Source organism: Nitrosophilus alvini, assembly GCF_015100395.1.
Taxonomy (GTDB): domain Bacteria; phylum Campylobacterota; class Campylobacteria; order Campylobacterales; family Nitratiruptoraceae; genus Nitrosophilus; species Nitrosophilus alvini.
The window spans coordinates 801,819-819,903 of sequence record NZ_AP022847.1 but is presented as its reverse complement, the minus strand read 5'-3'; the positions used below and the strand labels follow the sequence as shown (position 1 = coordinate 819,903).

Below are 18,085 nucleotides of genomic sequence, written 5' to 3'. Positions count from 1 at the left end.
GGAAGAGTATGGAAAATCTAAAATATGCACTTTATACAGGATGTACGGCCAGAGAAAGTACGCCGGAGCTTCTAAAATCTACATTGGCGGTTGCCAAAAAACTGGGTATTGAACTGGTACTTCTTGATGAAGCAAGCTGCTGCGGAGCAAGCCATCTCCAGGACTTTGACGATTTTCTCTCACTGGTTTTGAATGCTAGAAATATTTGCTATGCCGAAAAGCTTGGCCTGCCGATGGTTACCATATGCAATACCTGTCAGCTCAATACCGCTATGACCAAAAAGAGACTCGACGAAAATCCCGAGCTCAAAGCCAAAGTAAATGAAAAGCTTGCAGAAGTGGGACTCGAGTATAAAGGGACTTCTGAAGTAAGACACTTTTTGTATGCACTCATCGATGACTATGGCCTTGAAAACATCAGCAGCAAAGTAGAAAAGCCGCTCAGCAGTCTGAATATCGCCGCTTTTTACGGCTGTCATAACATCAGACCCAGTGAGCTGCACGATGGAAGCAATCTGAATGAAAATCCATACAAACCTACTTCTCTTGACAGACTTATAGAAGCGCTTGAAGGGAATAGTGTAGATTATGAACACAAAAACAAATGCTGCGGTTTCCACGTTGACCTTCAGGCTCCCAGAACGGCAAATCTGCTAAGCGGGCATGCTCTTTTGGACGCTATGGACAATAATGCCGACGTTATGGTAACACCATGCCCTCTTTGTCATCTAAATCTCGATGTAAAACAAAAATCTATCAGCAAAACGGTGGGACGTGATATAAATCTTCCAGTGATACATCTTCCACAAATGATAGGTCTGGCTTTGGGCATTTCTCCAAGCGATTTGGGACTCCAGCACCACGTAACAGAAGTAGCAACATCATAATAAAAAGGACAAAAAGGGCTTTTTGCCCTTTTTCTGCTTCTCTTCTTAAACCCTTTTAAATAAGATAAAATTTATCCTCTTTTAAACTCCCAGTTGTTACAATTGTGTTACAATAATAAAAAAAGGAGGCCAAAATGCCAAAAATAAACAGATATGTAGATATTAGCGAAGTTGAAAGAGAGTCTAAAAAAGATTATATAGATAGACATTCTCCATTTGTTCATTGTGAAAGCAGTGCAAAAAAAGGTGAAAAATTCACAGTGAAGGTAAAAGTAGGCGAAGAGTACACTCACCCTGATGATTTTGACCACTATATTGCATACGTTCAGCTATGGGACGGTGAGAGACTGCTTGGTCAGGCAACATTCACTCCAGGAACACTCGGAAATATAAAAAGCCATGTAGAAGTCGATTTTCACATAATTCCTCAGAAAAATCTTACTCTTACTGCTATGAGCTACTGTACAAAACACGGACTTTGGGAAAGCGACCCGGTAAAAGTTACAGTAGAATAACATAAAGCGGAATCTCTTTCCGCTTTATCTCATTTTAACCCCAATTGGGCTATCATCACTCTATGAATAATCTGCAAAGACTCCAGCTGTTGAAAAATTTATACTATTTAAAATGGATAGGGTACGATTTTTTGGATAATATCAAAATAGAAAAAAATAGATTGAATCTTCCGAACAATCTGGAAGAGCTTAGAAAAATTGTTATGTCGTGCCATCTATGCCGCCTCTCCAAAACGAGAAAAAATGTGGTTTTCGGTGAAGGAAATCCAAACGCTGACCTGATGTTTGTAGGAGAAGGTCCCGGAGCGACGGAAGATGAGACCGGAAGACCGTTTGTGGGCAGAGCCGGACAGCTTTTGACAAAAATGATAGAAAACGTTCTTGAAATAAAAAGAGAAGATGTGTATATAGCCAACATTGTAAAATGCAGGCCGCCCAACAACAGAGTTCCTACCGAGGAAGAGGCCCAAACATGCAAGCCGTTTCTTTTAAAGCAGATAGAGATAATATCACCAAAGATAATTGTCGCACTGGGTGCTACAAGCTATAGATACCTTACAGGTGACAATACACCCATATCTAGAATCAGAGGTGAAACGGTGAAGTTCGGAAAAATAGTACTGATTCCCACATATCACCCGAGTTTCCTGCTTAGAAACCCTTCAAAAAAGAAAGAAGTATATTTAGATCTTTTAAAAATCAAGAGGCTGCTATGCGAAGAGTGATTACTGTTTTTTTATCGGCAACTTTGATATTTTCAAATCTTTTTGCCAAGAGTTTTTTGATATCGCCAATCTCTCTTCCAAAATCGGAAATAATCGATCTTGATGTATACAGCTGCAACGAAATATGCCTTGAAGAGTATCTAAAAAACGGCCAGATATTCTCTTTTTTGGCAAAAGCCAAAAATTATGCAGGAGCCAATGAAAAACTTGCCGAAGCTTATCAGGTCTACACATCTCTTTTCAATATCCGAAAATCGAAATTTTTCGGAACTGAAATGAGAATCGCACTACTCTCCTCAAGTAAAGTTATAGGCAGATATGCGGTTTCAACTACAAACTCTGTTTTAGCATATCTCATCTCAAAAAACAGCAAATTCAGTCTCAAACATTTCGATATGGAAGATGAAGAGTATGAAACTATCTTCGATGCTATTCAAAAAATCCAAAGCGAAGGTTATGGCTACGTCATTGCACCTTTGACAAAAAAAGGAGCATTAAATCTCTCATCCATAGAAACCGAACTGAATATATTTATACCTACTATCAACAAAAGCGATATTTCCATAGACAAAAATAACATATATTTCGGAGGCATAGACTACAAAGAACAGATAGATACTCTTTTGAACTTTTCAAATGAAAAACTGGCCCTCTTTTACGATGAAAACAGCGACCTTTCATTAAACCTGACAGAAATCGTGGAACAGAATACACAGGGAAGCTATATACTGAAATTTCCGGTAAAAAACCACGCTTCAAATCTAAAAAGAGTATTTAAAAGAAACAGAGATCTAAATAACAGCACCGTAATACTCAATACTCCCATTGTCAAAAGCAGTCTTATTCTTTCGCAGATGACTCTATACGATATTGAGCCTTATTATGTACTTTCCACACAGATAAACTATACGCCTCTTATTTTCACTCTTACCCAATACAAAGACAGAAAAAAGATGCTCATAGCAAACTCTATCGGGAAAAGTCCGGAATTTCTCATAGAGACAAACTCACTGCTTTCAAACGATATCACATACAACTGGATAAACTACTCTTCAACTTTGGGGATAGACTACTTTTTCAGTATGGCAAACAAAGAGAGACGGCTTTTCGCAGAGCCGGTATCGGAAAATCAGATAATCTACAACACCACAATAGAAAAGCCTTTGAGAAGCAGGTTTATTTTTCTTGAAGAAGCGGTAGAAACAGATTTTTAAATTCTACCGGTATTCTTGAAGGCCTGCTGTCGCACAAAAAAACAAGTTTGATATCCATCGCAAATATCTTCTCTTCATCTTTATAAATCTCCTGACAAAGCTCTACAAAAGTACTTCCGAGCTTTTTAAGAGAGGTTTTTACCTCCAAAATATCGGCAAAAAATGCCGGCTTCAGATACTTGGCCTGCAATTCTTTAACAACAAAATGACAATCACCTGCCACAGGCTTAAGCCCCTTTTGAAAAAATATCTCAGAACGCGCCCTCTCGCAGAATTTCAGATAATTAGCATAATAAACAACACCGCCAACATCTGTATCTTCGTAATAGACTCTTATTTTCACTCTTCTTTCCCTTAAATACGATACTTTATATGTTAACAGTTATTTTAATAAAACTCGATTATAATTTCTATTAAGTGTTACCCGGATAGTCCTCTACCTTTAATTGTACTCCTAATAATCTTCCAAAACAGATTAATTATTAGATTCTAAATTGGTTTAATAAATTACAACAGAGTTTCATACGGTGTACGGCCATTGTTTCTATACCCCCAAATGGGGCCATTACATGATTACACTGGCCAGATCTAAAGGTAGAAGAATTATTTACAGCGTACAGGAATTTCAACATCTTGAAGATATTTACCAAAATGAGATTGCAAGAACTATTCTTGGCAATACAAACACGATATTTGTTTACAGAACCACAAATGCGGAATTTCTTGAAAAAATGCTTGGACAGCAAGAAGTCCTTGAATATAGCGAAAGCAGATCCATGGGAAGTGCGGATATGGCAGATAGAATTACCGCAAGCAAACAGAAAAAAACAAAACCGCTTGTCCTGGCATCGAAATACAACGCTTGGCCAACCTTGAATTTTATACCAAAATATTGCTCCGGATATTACGAAAGCTAGGCTTAAATATATCCATAGAGAGCCAAAAGAGCCAAAGTTTATTTCAAATATTGAAAAAATCAAAAAGAAATAAATCGAATTATCAGATAATATGCCAGCTGATGAAATTCCAAAGTTTTTGGACGAATTAGACAGTATTTGAGGGGGAAGTATTTCCCCTCATCCTCCTACAATTTTTTGTTATAATTTAATCTTTTAGAATATCTAAAAGTTTTTTCTTTTTTTGCAATATGTTACCTTAATTATATATGCATTATTATCACAAAACTATAGTTTGATATTAATGTTACTTATAAGAGTTTATATCATAATCTATATAGTATTTTCATATATTTTAAACTAAAGAAGTTATAATTAAAATTTATATAGATATAATTTATTATAAAATAATTAAATTTCTGAAAAATACACTAAGGTCACATGAATGTCTGTAATTGGTTATAGAGAGTGGAATATTTGGACAAATCTCGATTTCTTCAATGATACAAACGAGATATTTGGTGTTGCGCATTTCAAAATAACACCGTCTTTAATGGCTGAACAAACAGTAAAGTTTATTTATGAGAAAATTGAATATATAAGACAAGGTGGAGAACAGTTCGAAGATGAGACTTTAAAAAACTACTTTGACTTAACCTGGATCACTTCCACGAATGAACTAATAATCCAAAAAAGAAGTTCAATCATTACTGCCAATGAAAATATCAAAGAGTTCATTAAAATATCTCTTTATGAACTTGAAGCATTATCCTTGTCTCTCGATTTCCCTTTAACATGTAATGAAATCAAATTCTATATACCTCCAACTCAGCCTTTTTATGGGATTGCTTTTGTCGCATCAAGAACTCCCCTTACCAGAGGTATTGGATTCGAAATAGAAGAAAGAAATGCAGCGTCATTAAGACTGACAAACAACTTTAATACATTCATGAATTTGGATCCAATTCATAGAGTTGCTACACGACACTACCTTACAGGATTAACTATTTTAGGTCTTGAAGACCAATTTTCTGGCCTTATTGATGCTGCGTTCATGCAATTTTATCAGGCAAGTGAAATTTTATGTGGAGAAAATTACAAATTAAAAGATGTGAAAATATATATTGCAAAAAATTTCCAGAGCGAATCGCGAGATCTTCAAGTTATTGCACATCATGTTTGGCAAGTTAGGCATACCTACTTTGGTCATGGTAATGCTAAGAATATAGAAAATATTGAGAGTACATTTAATATAGCTAAACAAGTTTTAGTAGCACGCTGGCTAAGTAAACGGTTGCTTGATTTAACTTTAAATTCAACACCACTTATCAGAGAAATGCGTCTATACCATAAAGGAAATTCTATCGGATTTACAGGCACTTTGGCGGAGATAAAAAACACATTTTATTGTAATTATGACTTTACTGATATCGAAATTCTAGACCAAGATGGAAAAATTATTGAAACAATAAATATTGTTTATTAACTAGTCAATTAATCTGAACTGCAACTCGTCGGCAAATTTTCGTGCAGATTCAATGGGATAGCCGTTTGCAAAGTTTGTCGGTAGCTTCATGACGGGCAGGTTATTTCGGTCGTTATAATTTAAATGTTATTATGATAAAAAATAATGAGTTTTATTAATATTAAACTATAGTGTACACTAACGTTCGCAATTTTACTTGACACTATCGTTAAAATCGATAAAATATTATTAAAGGTATGCTTTGTTTAAAACTATATGATTGAAAATGACACATCCGGCTTTTTTAATCTTCACCATAACAAATATATAAAATTTTTATATGAAAATAATCTTGTTTCTGCAGATGATTTAAAAAAATTCTTTAATCATTTTTCAATTACACCTGAAAAATATAAGGAGATAGCAAAAGCTAAAGATATTGCGAAGAATACTATAAAATGCGAAAGGATTATTTCTTAGTATCCAATCATAAAAAATTTTCCTGCTGGTAATGAAAATTCTTATTTTGTTCCTCTAATTAGTTTGTTGATTTATTCCATTTCAAAATCTCTGTTTCCAAAAATATACAACATTCATAAAACAGCTGATTTTAAAAGTAAATTCGGAAAATATTTTGAAGAATATATATATAATTTGACAATTGCTTCATTCGGTAAAGATAAAATTATAAGATGTGAAGAACTAGTTAGAAAAAAACATAGCAATATTGCTGAATTTCAATTAAAACTTGATTCTAATACAGAACTTTTTATTAAGGCAAAAGCAATATATATAGATGAAAAAAATATCTTGAAATCAGATATAGATAAACTAAATAGATGAATTGAAAAAAATCTTAGAAAAGCTTATAATCAGATAATAAGTTGCTTTGAACATACAAAAAGCAAAGACAAGTTTGGAATTATAGTAATTATGTCCTATTTTCCAGGATTAAAATATTTTTCTGAACATTTGAAGAAAAAAGGAACAAAGGATATCTCGGATAATATTGTAATTATGTCTGTTAATGAATATGAAATACTAATTGATAATCCTCCTGAAGTTATTAAAAAAATTCTATCTGTTATCAGAGACTCGGATCCATGGCATAAACCTGATATTATATTAGATATTGAAAGATTCGGAGGACACTTAATTATTAATAGTTATCTAAAAAAAAGTTAGAGAAATTTTTAACATTCTAAGTAAAAAAATCAAAACATCATAGCTTTTCCAAGCTGTTATCTTTTATAGTTTACAACAATTTTAACCAGGATAAGTCGGACAAGTTCATTTTATGGGGTTTTGAGGGAAAAAAAGTAAAACCGGATAAGTCGGATAAGTGAAACTATTACTAAATCATTTTATATTTGTAGAGAATCATATATTTTTATATTTTCGTGCCTAAAATCGTGACCATTTTTTCACTTAAAATACAAATTTTAGAAAAACTATTTTAAATACTTTCCCTTCTTTAGGGGATTTTTCTAAATTTTATAGAATAAAAAATCTTCGTAATAAACCCGTCATTTCACTCTCAAATCCTTTTTTTATGAGCATCTTAGAGACTCTTATCATCAAGTGTCCATATGTATGCCTTTTTTCTATTTTCTTAAAGCATATTTCATCGCTCTCTTCGATAAAGTTGTATAGATCTTTCAGGTATGCGAGACATCTTAGCCCAAATCATTTTCGATATTCATGAACCTATCTGCACCCCGGCTGTAGCTGCAATGCAAATGCATATCTTATATTATACAAAGGTCTGGCTTTAATGTCGGTCTTTTTGAGGATTCTTTGAAAATTTACGCCAATGACATCGTAGGAATAGAACTGCTTTTGTGTGAGCTGATAAAGATGTACTCACACTCTTTTATTAGCTCACATTGATCTTTGAGCCCTTCCAATCTGTAGGTCTAAAAGCGTCGTTTGGACTCATAAAACTATATCGATATCATCCCTCTATAGCGACACGCCTCCGATACGCTGCCCAAAATCTCTGTCAAATCCTCACTGTTTGACTATCTTGGTCACTGCATCCATCTCTAACCTCCTCTTTACAGCATACAAAATGTTATCTGATAAGGTTAGGAGTACAACACTTTTTTCATCCTATTTATCCCCTTAAAAACCAACGGATGGCAATTCCTTAGCTTTTTACCCTTTCCACATAAACATTTACTTTGACGATTTGTCAATAGTACTTTGGCTAATTCTTCTTTAGTCAGTCTTTCGAAAAGATCTTGAATCGAAATAAAGCCACTTGCAAACTTTTCAATATGACCCAAATATCCATGGGCATACTCTCCCCATGGAAATGAACCATACCGATCAAAATAGCTTAATTGAAAGAGAAAGCCTTCAACTGCGTTTTTAAAAAACTCTTGTATGGTAAAACCATTTGTAAAAAAAATATGTTCATCACCTTGTATTGTCAAGCAGAATGAACCATTCGTATTGATATGAAGATCAGTCGTATCAATTTTATATTTTTGAGCAATTTTTTGAACCTTATCACACTCACAAATGACTTTTGGAAGTTTTGTATGTGAATCTATATCATTGAAAAATATTCTCACATTATAAGCATCAAAAACCTTTGTTTCTTGATACTTTCGTTTAAATGAGAGCTCCCCAAATATCTCATTGACACTCTTATCGTATTCCATGTTTGGATATCGATCGAGAATCCAATCGATATCTTGTTGTGTTAATTTGATCGCCATGGCCTAGCCGTAACATCAATAGCTTCGTAGGTACTTTTACTTTCACTTGCTCTATTGATTTGATCTTCGAAGAAGTCATCGTTAAAGAACTTGCTCCAAGCCTTCATTGCCTGCTCATGTGTACAGTCGGCATTCTCCAAAACATTTAGTGTTTCCATTAGTACTTTATCAAGTTCATCATATATCTTTTGAAGCTTAGACTCTTTTCCATCACTGATTAAGTCACAGTTGACAGGATTATATACATCCATATCCTCACTCAATCTATCTCTAATTGCCTTCAAAGTTTCATATAGTGACTCATCATCACGTCCTGCTTTAGCAACATACTTTTCATCAACCAGAACACTGATGATAAAACCGCTTGGCATATTCCAAGAACTCCGACTTCTTGCCCATTTTTTGATGAGTCTTGTTATTCTTCTCATTTGGCGACCATTGGCTTTATCGGGGCTTTTTTCAATAACAGCTTCTTTGAACCATTCCGTAATAGCTTCCGGATCTGACTCTTCCCAATTGCTACTGGCAAGTTCCTGGACGATATTGCCATTTTCATCCTCATAACGACGATAAACCGGCATATCTACATGGTGACCTTCTTCATAGTAAACCCTGACGCAGTTTTTTAAAACTTCCGGCTGCTTGTTAAAACGGTCATCTTGCATTGCATTGCAAACCATCTGACGTACAGCCAAAGCAGTCTTGTCCCCTCCTTGACTTCCTTTGATATCTTCACGATCAAAAATGATTCCTACATCGATATCATAGTCATTTTCAGGATGCTGATTGAGTGTATGCATAGCATAAGAGCCTTGGGATATACTATCCTCATATGCCGGACCACCATTCTTGGTAAGTCCATTTTTCAGCCGTTCCAAATTTGCATCCCGATAATCTCTAAGCTTACCTTGCTCTTTCTCAGAAAGGCGAACTTTCTCATTATGGTATTTTGTCATTTCAGTTGAACAGTCATAAATCATAGATTTTCTCCTATCATATTCTCATTTATCCATTTAATATCATCTGCTACCAAGTCCGAGATATTTTTCAACTCACCAAAACACTCAACATCATCAAGCTTCATTTTTGAGCTGAGTTTTGGGTTGATTCTTCTATATGCACCAGATGAGACTTCAAGAAGTGTTTTCGCTTGAAATTCAATGAGCTTTGCCTGCGAAGCCATGATTATATCGATTAAAGGTGTACTTTTTTCATACTTTCCAAGAGGGATCTGAAATAACCAGTCAAGACCTCCGGTATTCAAAAGGGGTTTAAGGTCATAGGGTTTTTCAGTTTGCTCACCCGTACCGATGGACAACAACAAAATATCTCCAAGATTAGTAGGCTTTGGTGTTCCTCTTTTGCTATTTCTTTCAAAGGTCAAAGCATCTGTGATGCCTATCATCGAAGGATTGTTAGCAACGACCCCTCCGTCTATAAGATAATCCGAGTGTTTCAAATTTCTTGCAACCGGAAAATACACTGGAGCAGAAACGGACGCAATAATTGCGCTGGAGAGTTTCTCATCCACCCTTCCTTTGTTCTTATCTGCAAAGTCTGACTTATAGAGTCTTGGTGTCATCGTACTGATATCGACAGTCGTGACTACCAAATCTATTTTTACATCTTCAAATGTCAAGCCCTCGAAATAGCTTTCTGCCTTCTTCTGAAGTTCGGAGGGCTTGTATTTGGGAAACATGATACTTGCACCGGCAATTTTCTTCCTTCTCATCTGCTTACCGAAAATAATCGGAATATCATTTTCATAAAACTTTCTAATTTCTTTGGCACTTTTACATATTGCTAGTAATCCTGCAATAATTGCGCCTGTAGATGTGCCTACAATCAAATCAAACCTTTCACCGAGAGGTTTTTTATTCCCTTCTTTTTCGTTTAGGTGCTTTTCAATATTCTCAAGAATACGAACTGAAAGGTATCCTCTTACTCCTCCGCCATCTAAAGAAAGGATTTTAAATTTTTTATTATCTGCCATATCTTCCCTCCAGTTTTTCTACTATCATATCAAGGAGTCCCACTGCATACAGAAAATATGTTAAGATGACAGACAGTCCAACTGAAAGCAGAAAATAGTGTTGTTTGATATATAGGTATCCAATACTGGTAATGACTATGAAGATGAGAAGCAACAGTGTGGTTTCTGTCAGCTTGTTTTGTTCTCTTTTTGAAAGATCGAAATAAAAAGCGATGTCATACCTGAATATGAATACCACCGCTGCTACTGAAAAAGTGATCGCTATCAGACCGATATGACTCTCAAACATACTTATGAATTGTTCGATAATAATGTGTTTAAGGTCTATGTTCATTTTATACTCCTAATGGTTTATTTCGGAGAATCCTTAAAGATTCTCACATTAGAAGTATGGCGTGAGTAAAAGCGAAATGGTTCGCTTTATCTATTCTTGGAAGTCAAAATTGGAGTAGTTTTGGATATTTTTTTCGATTTGTTGACATAAGGAATCTGGAGACTCAACTTTAATGTAAGGCAGATATTGTTGGATGGTAGGGATAATTTCCATCTCGTCAGTAACCCATATATTGAGATATTCATAGTTTTCATTGTATGGATACTGTGTGATAGACTGCGAACCAGAAAGGGGTTGCCTTTTGAAGTATTTGCTTATTTTCTTATGCACTATAAGCTTAACCGGTATCAGTTCTCCATCTTTGAAGTAGGCGTTGATTGCATTGTCGAGATGATCTATCACTCTATTCTCGGGAGTTGTGAATATTTCATTTTGAAGGTCGAGAGCTTGAATGCTTTTAAGATGATATTTCCGCACTTCATTGTTTTCAGTATCCCATAAAAAAAGATACCAATACCCTTCAAGCATCACAATTTTAAGCGGATATACTACCCTGTCTTTTCCATTATATTTACAATGAAGCACTCGTTTTTGTACTATGGCTGTTTTGATGATTGCAAGTTTACTTTCATCGTCTCTGCCTATTTGTTCCATCTTGGTTTTTTTGAATATTACAAGTGATGCTCTGCGTTTAAAGCGGTTAAAAAGCCTTTGGGTGGCAAGAGCAAACTGTCGGCCATATTTTTTGGAGCTATGCTCCAGTAGCTGCATAGTAATAATCTCATATTCACTCAAAAGAGTTTCAGATAAAAAGCCTTGTCGCGCCACCCATCCCTGAACGCTTTTGTCGAAATGTACTTCGGCATTTTCTATGGGAGTCAAGTACTTTTTGAAGTTATCCTGAATCGTTTTTTGAGGTATACCTAACTCTTCACTCAATGCAGGTATATTGAGAGTCTCACCATTTGAAAGTCTTCTTAAGATTTTTGGTAAAGCATTGATAATGTCTTGATTCACTCTTAGCTCCCATACCCACTGATGGTTCTACTGCCATCAGTTCTTCTGCCATATCCTCTATATCTGCTACCTTAAGTTGTCCGTTCATCCCATGTATCATTTTTAAGGGAAAGGTAGTCATATTCAAGTCTGATAAGAAGGTGTATAATAGCAGGGAGTTTGGCTCTGGCATCTTCGTTATATTTCATCCAATCATTCAACACTAATTATATTGAGTATCCCCGGGATGTGAATACTCTTCAGGATAAAAGTAGTCCACCTTCTACCTTATTACTTAACTATCCTATTCCTTAATTCTACTACATTATAAGCAATTATAACCAATTATCGTGAATTTTACGACAGTAATTACAATATTTGACTTATACTTATATTTGCATAAATTCAAATACATCTGCAATCTTAAAAAAAAGAGTAGGGGTGTTATATGTTATAAACTTATACATTTTATTGACATTTCGTTATATTTTTCTGTATATTACGATAAAGAAGAACACTGTATCGGAGCAGTATGAAAAACAGTCTTGACGGACGCCTTTGGCTTGGCAGATCAGAACATAGTTTCCTGGGTAAAGGGCGTATAGAACTGCTTGAGCAGATAGAGAGGACTGGCTCTATCAGCAAAGCAGCAAAAGCCATGGGGATGAGCTACAAGGCTGCCTGGGATGCGGTGGATGCTATGAACAACCTATCCGAAAAGCCTTTGGTTGAACGTGTCACAGGCGGCAAAGGCGGCGGCGGGACGGTGCTGACTCCCTATGGCAAAGAGGTTGTCGAAACGTATAAAGTACTCCAGGAAGAGCATAGACGTTTTTTGCACAATCTGTCGCTTCGAATAAATGAAAAGGATGGACATTTGCGCCTGCTTAAAAATATGGCTATGCGCGTAAGCGCACGCAATCAACTATCCGGAAAAGTCATCAAAATCCACAAAGGCGCTGTAAACAGTGAAGTGGTTTTGCAGCTGCAAGGTAACGACACGGTAACCGCTACGATCACCAACGACTCGCTCAGAGATCTTGACATCTCTATCGATTCGCAAGTTACCGCACTTTTCAAAGCCAATGCGGTTATGCTCAGCACGGACCCCGATATAAAACTCGGCGTAGAAAATCGCTTTGCAGGCAGAGTTGAACGTATAAGCAGAGGCAGCGTCAATGCCGAAGTGATTGTAGCCCTCAGAGGGGGCAATACAATATGTGCCGGTTTGACCAATGCAGCGCTTGATGAACTGGGACTCAAAGAAAAAATGGATGTAGTCGCTTTTTGCAAAGCAAGTAGCATTATCATTGGAATCTATTGATATTTTTTTATAAATAGCGTTATATATCAAATTATATAACTATAATAACGACAAACTTTAAAAGGAAGAAGGATGAGAAGCAGTCTTAAATATATCAGCATTGCCGCAGCCGCTCTTCTTGCACTGCAAAGTGATGCTTTATATGCCCAAGATCTGCCCAAACGAGCACTTAAAACAAACGGTCAGCTTATTTACTACAAAACTCCGGGCATTGCGGATAATATCGCTCAAATGTTCACTGAAGGAATGTTTTACGGACGCTTGCGTTCAAATACATTTTATTATAAATGGGAAAAGGAAACAGAAAACCAGGACTCTCATTTTATTACAGGTGTTGGCGGTTCTCTTATCTTTAAGAGTGCATCATTTGCCGATATCGATTTTACAACCGGCCTATACTATTCCAAGGCATATTTCGATGCTGAAAAAAACCCGGCAGAAAGACTCAAAGCAGGAAAAGACCTATTTAGCCGTTTTGATTATATAAACAGCGGCAAAAAGTCGATGGCACTGCTCGGCGAAGCATATATCCGCTACACAGGTATATCAAAAACTGAGCTAAAAATAGGCCGCCAATTGGTTGAAACCTTCTATACCAAATCAAATGATACCAAAATGATACCAAACACTTTTGACGGGATTGTTATCGATACAAAAGCCATCCCGGATAGTACAGTCCGTCTGGCATATCTAACAAAACAGAAACTGCGCGATCACACCAAAACCCACTCTCTGCTGATGTACGGCGACAGCAATCTGACCTCTTTACAGCATCCTGAGTGGAGCCAAAACGATGATTCGGCTATGCACAAAGGGCTGACCTACAGCAGGCTTAAAGTCGCCGGAGTCGATACGCAGGCACCTCTGATAACAGGTGATATACATAACAAAACATTTGAAAATCTAAAACTAAACGCCTCCTTTTACACCGTACCTGAACTGATATCGGAAGTTATGGCCGAGGCGAACTACAAAATAGATATGGGAACATACTCGCTGACTCCGGGGGTGCGCTACATAAAACAGTTTGATAAGGGAGCCGGGAAAATCGGCGGTGCTGCCTACAACGGCTCACTTGCAGGCAAAACCGGTGCTGCCGGCGGCTACAAAGAGGCTGATTCGCTCGATTCGCAGATGATAGCGGCTCGCTTGGTAACCAGATATCAAAACTATAAACTAAACATTGGTTATACTCATGTATTTGACGAAGCCGATCTCATCACACCATGGCGAGGATTCCCCACATCAGGCTATACCCGCTCCATGGCTCGCTACAACTGGCAGGCAAATACCAAAAGCTACCGAATTGAACTGGTCAGAAATGCAAATTCCAAAGGAATTTACAAGAAAATTTTTACGCAATTTTCTTTCCTTCACACTGATGCGGATGAGAAGAAAGGATACTATGACGAAAACTACTATTATGCAGGTTTTGTGCAAAATCTGCCTGGAATGGTAAATCTGCAATGGCGCTTGAGACTTGGATACAACGATACCAAAAAGCCTGATGCCGACAGTCTGGATGCTAGATTTGAGATCAACTATATATTTTAAGGGGAAGGCGTGAAAAAGTTTTTTGCAGCACTTCTTTTTATTGCAAATTCTCTAATTGCAGGCAAAATCAATATCGCCGTTGCCGCCAATGTAAGCTATGCAATTGATGAGCTGAAGGCGGAATTTGCAAAAACTCATCCAAAAACGAAAGTACAGGTAACTCTGGGCAGTAGCGGTAAACTGACAGCTCAGATAAAACACGGTGCGCCCTTTGAACTTTTTATGAGTGCCGATATGAAATATCCTGAAATGCTCTATAAAGAAAAAATCGCAGTGACAAAACCCGTTGTCTATGCAGAGGGGGCATTGGCCTATTTGAGTACAAAAAAACAGGATTTCAGCAATGGCATAAATCTGCTTACCGAAAACAGGATAAGAAGGATAGCGATTGCCAATCCAAAAACCGCACCTTACGGAAAAGCAGCCGTTGAAGCTATGAAGAACGCCAATGTATATGACAAAGTAAAAGAGAAACTGATATATGCCGAATCAATATCCCAAACCGTTGCTTATACTATCACGGCAGCAGATATCGGTTTTGTTGCAAAATCATCCATTTACAGCCCAAAGATGCGCAAGTATAAAGAGGGTGGAAACTGGGCAGATGTGGATCCCAAACTATATACGCCCATCAAGCAGGGAGTTGTGATTTTGAAAAAAGGGGCAAACAACAAAGAGGTAAAAGCGTTTTACAATTTTGTTTTAAGTGACAGAGCCAAATCTATCTTTAAAAAATACGGATACATAATACAATGAACTGCCTAAAAGCCCAAGTAACAGATATTAAAAGTCTTGATAACCTCACAGTTGTCTCTTTTGACTTTGAAGGTCAACCTATGCGCATGGTAGCACTCGAACTCAATACTCCAATCACGATAGGCTCGCGGGTGAAGTTGGGAGTCAAGGCCACCAATATAGCACTTGCCAAAAATCTTGACGGCCAACTCAGCATCTCAAACCAACTAACCTGCACCATTGAGCAGATCAACAACGGGGAGCTGCTCAGCAGCGTAAAGCTGCGCATAGGAAGCCATCTGATAGAAAGCATCATCACGCGTGAATCCTCGTTGCGTATGAATCTTAAGACAGGTGATATTGTCGTTGCACTTATAAAGGCAAGCGAACTTTCCATAATTGAAGAAATATAGGAGAAAAGATGCCGGATATAGATTTTCAACCGTTTATTCTCTCTTTTAAGCTGGCAGGTATAACATCAGCGGTACTGTTTGTGATCGCTCTGCCTCTGAGTTGGTGGCTCAGCCAGACAAAGTGGCGCTTCAAACCTGTTATAGAAGCAGTCACTTCGATGCCTATCGTATTGCCTCCTTCGGTCCTTGGCTTTTATATCCTGTATGCCCTATCCTACAACTCACCGATAGGCGCTTTTTTTGAAGAGACTTTCGGTATCAAACTGGTCTTTTCCTTCACCGGTCTTGTGATTGCAAGCTGTTTTTACTCCTTTCCTTTTATGGTGCAGCCGCTGCAAAGCGGATTTGAAGCCTTAAACAAAAATATGCTCGAAGCTGCCTATGTTGCCGGCAAAAGCAAGCTTCAAACCCTGCTATCCGTGGCTCTGCCAAATATCAAACCATCTTTAATGACCGCTATTATTATCACATTTGCCCATACAGTCGGTGAATTTGGAGTAGTGCTTATGGTCGGCGGTTCAATTCCAGGCGAAACCAAAGTAGCTTCAGTTGCCATATATGAGCTTGTAGAGATTATGGACTATAAAACTGCACACATCTACAGCGCTATTATGGTTGCGATCAGTTTTTTAGTGCTTTTGATTGTTTATATGTTCAATCAGAGTCAAAATAGGCATATGAAAGTAACCCAATGATCGAACTAAATATTCATAAGACCCTTCAGGGAAGTATCGGCAAGATGGAATTAGAAGTGCAACTATCTATCAAAGAGCATGATTTTGTTGCATTGGCAGGACAAAGCGGTAGCGGTAAGACGACGCTGCTGCGGATACTTGCAGGACTTGAGAGTGCTACGGGCAGGATCGTTGTCACAGATGAAGTATGGCTGGATACAAAAACATTTCTTCCGCCGCAGAAGAGAGGTATCGGGTTTGTATTTCAAGACTACGCACTTTTTTCCAATATGAGTGTTGAAGAGAACCTTTTGTTTGTCAATAAAGACAAAGAGCTTGCAAAGCATTTGATGGAGCTAACCGGTCTGTATGAGCTGAGAAACAGACTTCCTCAGACTTTGAGCGGCGGACAGAAACAGCGGGTGTCACTCTGCCGTGCACTTATGAAAAAGCCAAAACTTCTGCTTATGGACGAGCCGCTCTCAGCACTCGATCCTGCAATGCGTAGAAAGCTTCAACATGACATCATAACACTTCATAAAGAATTCGGAACTACTACCATTATGGTAACTCACGATCCAAGCGAAATTTATCGTCTTGCAAATCGTGTCATAGTGTTGGATCATGGAAAAATCATTCAGGACGGAATACCGAAAAATATTCTTTTAAAAACAAGAGGAAGCCAAAAATTCACACTTCACGGCGAACTGCTAGATATCATAAAGACCGATGTTATTTACATTGCCGTCATAGCAATCGGACAGCAAATCGTCGAAGTGGTTCTAGATGAAAAAGAGGCAAAGGAGTTTGAGATAGGCGAAACAGTACTGGTAAGTACAAAAGCTTTTGCCCCTTCCATAAGCAAACTTACCAATCTATCACCAAAGATACCATAAACGTTCTGTCGCTCTTTTTCTTTCCTTCGGGAGGCGTGTTTTTATAATCGATTTTGTAACTTACGCCCAGGGAAAAATGGTCGTTTATTTTCGATTCTATAGAAGATTTGGAATATACAAAATAGTTTTTCAAGTCCGAAAACTGGCTTCTTATATTTGCCTCTTCTTTAAATTTCAGATTTTCAACGATTCTATACTCATAGTCTAGTCCCGCTCTCCAGGAAGCGTAACTATCAGTACCCGCTTCTTTTATTTTATCAACCGAATAAAGCACGTTTCCGGACAAAAAGAGTGTGTGCTTTGGCAGATTTAAAGCTCTGTATTTCAAACCCGGACCTGTATACATTTGATAGTCAAAACCTGAAAATCTATCTTTTTTGTATCCCAAAAGATAATCAAATTCAAGGTCATCGTTGAAGAAATAGTAGTAGTTTATTTCACTTTTCCATACATTTTTACTGACATCTCCGTCATTTTCTGCATAATACGCATCCACATCAAGTGTAACTTTATGAGGTTTCCAGCTTTTTTCGGCACTGAAATCCAATCCGAAAGATTTTGTATCTGTGTTTCCGCTAGTTTGAATATATGAAAGTTCCGTATGGGTTTTTAGCTCTGTTGTCTCGACCTCGGCTGAGAGCAAAAAAAGCGGAAGAATGATAGAAAAAACCAATATTCTCTTCATAAAATCCCTTTGAAGGTTTTGAGAATACTAACTTTTTTTTCCCTAAAAAAAGA

At 37.2% G+C, this 18,085-nt stretch carries 19 protein-coding genes; 12 read left to right on the top strand and 7 right to left on the bottom strand.

What is annotated here, in order from left to right:
- The first annotated feature begins 8 nt into the window (after window positions 1-8).
- From EPR_RS04270 to EPR_RS04255, 4 genes are all read left to right on the top strand, one after another.
- Complete coding sequence (locus EPR_RS04270) at window positions 9-887, top strand: CoB--CoM heterodisulfide reductase iron-sulfur subunit B family protein (RefSeq protein WP_200764037.1); 879 nt, start codon at window positions 9-11, stop codon at window positions 885-887.
- Between the two features lie 134 nt (window positions 888-1,021).
- Window positions 1,022-1,402: a class II SORL domain-containing protein gene (locus tag EPR_RS04265; RefSeq protein ID WP_200764036.1), complete on the top strand. Its 381-nt coding sequence runs from the start codon at window positions 1,022-1,024 to the stop codon at window positions 1,400-1,402.
- A gap of 62 nt (window positions 1,403-1,464) precedes the next feature.
- Window positions 1,465-2,127 (top strand): uracil-DNA glycosylase, encoded by a 663-nt coding sequence (locus EPR_RS04260; protein WP_420827462.1) that lies wholly within the window; start codon window positions 1,465-1,467, stop codon window positions 2,125-2,127.
- Window positions 2,115-3,341 carry a type 1 periplasmic-binding domain-containing protein gene (locus EPR_RS04255; protein WP_200764035.1) on the top strand — a complete coding sequence of 409 codons (1,227 nt, stop codon included), beginning with the start codon at window positions 2,115-2,117 and terminating at the stop codon, window positions 3,339-3,341. Before EPR_RS04260 ends, EPR_RS04255 begins: the two co-directional genes overlap by 13 nt.
- Here EPR_RS04255 and EPR_RS04250 read toward each other — a convergent pair.
- On the bottom strand, window positions 3,304-3,684 hold the full coding sequence (locus EPR_RS04250; RefSeq protein ID WP_200764034.1) for a YbgC/FadM family acyl-CoA thioesterase: 381 nt from the start codon (window positions 3,682-3,684) through the stop codon (window positions 3,304-3,306). The two genes, EPR_RS04255 and EPR_RS04250, sit on opposite strands and share 38 nt — an antisense overlap.
- Window positions 3,685-3,910: 226 nt before the next feature.
- Here EPR_RS04250 and EPR_RS04245 point away from each other — a divergent pair, with 226 nt between their 5' ends.
- Entirely contained in the window at window positions 3,911-4,258 is a 348-nt protein-coding gene (locus tag EPR_RS04245) for a type IV secretion system DNA-binding domain-containing protein (protein ID WP_200764033.1), read from the top strand.
- A 424-nt stretch (window positions 4,259-4,682) separates the two neighbouring features.
- The gene (locus EPR_RS04240; RefSeq protein ID WP_200764032.1) at window positions 4,683-5,723 is read left to right on the top strand and encodes a hypothetical protein; all 1,041 of its coding nucleotides are present in this window, start codon (window positions 4,683-4,685) and stop codon (window positions 5,721-5,723) included.
- 2,066 nt (window positions 5,724-7,789) lie between these two features.
- Here EPR_RS04240 and EPR_RS04230 read toward each other — a convergent pair.
- The 5 genes from EPR_RS04230 to EPR_RS04210 form a co-directional block, all read right to left on the bottom strand.
- Entirely contained in the window at window positions 7,790-8,428 is a 639-nt protein-coding gene (locus EPR_RS04230) for a hypothetical protein (RefSeq protein WP_200764030.1), read from the bottom strand.
- Window positions 8,413-9,408 (bottom strand): cyclic GMP-AMP synthase DncV-like nucleotidyltransferase, encoded by a 996-nt coding sequence (locus EPR_RS04225; RefSeq protein ID WP_200764029.1) that lies wholly within the window; start codon window positions 9,406-9,408, stop codon window positions 8,413-8,415. The genes EPR_RS04230 and EPR_RS04225 overlap by 16 nt, the downstream gene beginning before the upstream one ends.
- On the bottom strand, window positions 9,405-10,421 hold the full coding sequence (locus EPR_RS04220; RefSeq protein WP_200764028.1) for a patatin-like phospholipase family protein: 1,017 nt from the start codon (window positions 10,419-10,421) through the stop codon (window positions 9,405-9,407). Before EPR_RS04220 ends, EPR_RS04225 begins: the two co-directional genes overlap by 4 nt.
- Window positions 10,411-10,755 carry a hypothetical protein gene (locus EPR_RS04215; RefSeq protein ID WP_200764027.1) on the bottom strand — a complete coding sequence of 115 codons (345 nt, stop codon included), beginning with the start codon at window positions 10,753-10,755 and terminating at the stop codon, window positions 10,411-10,413. Before EPR_RS04215 ends, EPR_RS04220 begins: the two co-directional genes overlap by 11 nt.
- 90 nt (window positions 10,756-10,845) lie before the next feature.
- The gene (locus EPR_RS04210; RefSeq protein WP_200764026.1) at window positions 10,846-11,772 is read right to left on the bottom strand and encodes a helix-turn-helix transcriptional regulator; all 927 of its coding nucleotides are present in this window, start codon (window positions 11,770-11,772) and stop codon (window positions 10,846-10,848) included.
- Window positions 11,773-12,283: 511 nt separating this feature from the next.
- Between EPR_RS04210 and EPR_RS04205 the strand changes: the two genes are divergently transcribed.
- The 6 genes from EPR_RS04205 to EPR_RS04180 all read left to right on the top strand — a co-directional run bounded on the left by EPR_RS04205 (window position 12,284) and on the right by EPR_RS04180 (window position 17,347).
- Entirely contained in the window at window positions 12,284-13,075 is a 792-nt protein-coding gene (locus EPR_RS04205) for a TOBE domain-containing protein (protein WP_200764025.1), read from the top strand.
- Window positions 13,076-13,147: 72 nt separating this feature from the next.
- Window positions 13,148-14,629, top strand: coding sequence for an OprD family outer membrane porin (locus tag EPR_RS04200; RefSeq protein WP_200764024.1), 1,482 nt, complete (start codon window positions 13,148-13,150; stop codon window positions 14,627-14,629).
- Between the two features lie 9 nt (window positions 14,630-14,638).
- Complete coding sequence (gene modA, locus EPR_RS04195; RefSeq protein ID WP_200764023.1) at window positions 14,639-15,385, top strand: molybdate ABC transporter substrate-binding protein; 747 nt, start codon at window positions 14,639-14,641, stop codon at window positions 15,383-15,385.
- A gap of 131 nt (window positions 15,386-15,516) precedes the next feature.
- Entirely contained in the window at window positions 15,517-15,777 is a 261-nt protein-coding gene (locus tag EPR_RS04190; protein WP_200764022.1) for a TOBE domain-containing protein, read from the top strand.
- Window positions 15,778-15,785: 8 nt separating this feature from the next.
- Window positions 15,786-16,472 carry a molybdate ABC transporter permease subunit gene (gene modB, locus EPR_RS04185; RefSeq protein WP_200764021.1) on the top strand — a complete coding sequence of 229 codons (687 nt, stop codon included), beginning with the start codon at window positions 15,786-15,788 and terminating at the stop codon, window positions 16,470-16,472.
- On the top strand, window positions 16,469-17,347 hold the full coding sequence (locus EPR_RS04180) for an ABC transporter ATP-binding protein (protein ID WP_200764020.1): 879 nt from the start codon (window positions 16,469-16,471) through the stop codon (window positions 17,345-17,347). Before modB ends, EPR_RS04180 begins: the two co-directional genes overlap by 4 nt.
- On the opposite strand, the gene EPR_RS04175 is transcribed toward EPR_RS04180, so the two are convergent.
- A complete protein-coding gene (locus EPR_RS04175) occupies window positions 17,319-18,032 on the bottom strand; it encodes a DUF481 domain-containing protein (protein ID WP_200764019.1) in 714 nt (237 codons plus the stop codon). The two genes, EPR_RS04180 and EPR_RS04175, sit on opposite strands and share 29 nt — an antisense overlap.
- Between the last annotated feature and the right edge of the window lie 53 nt (window positions 18,033-18,085).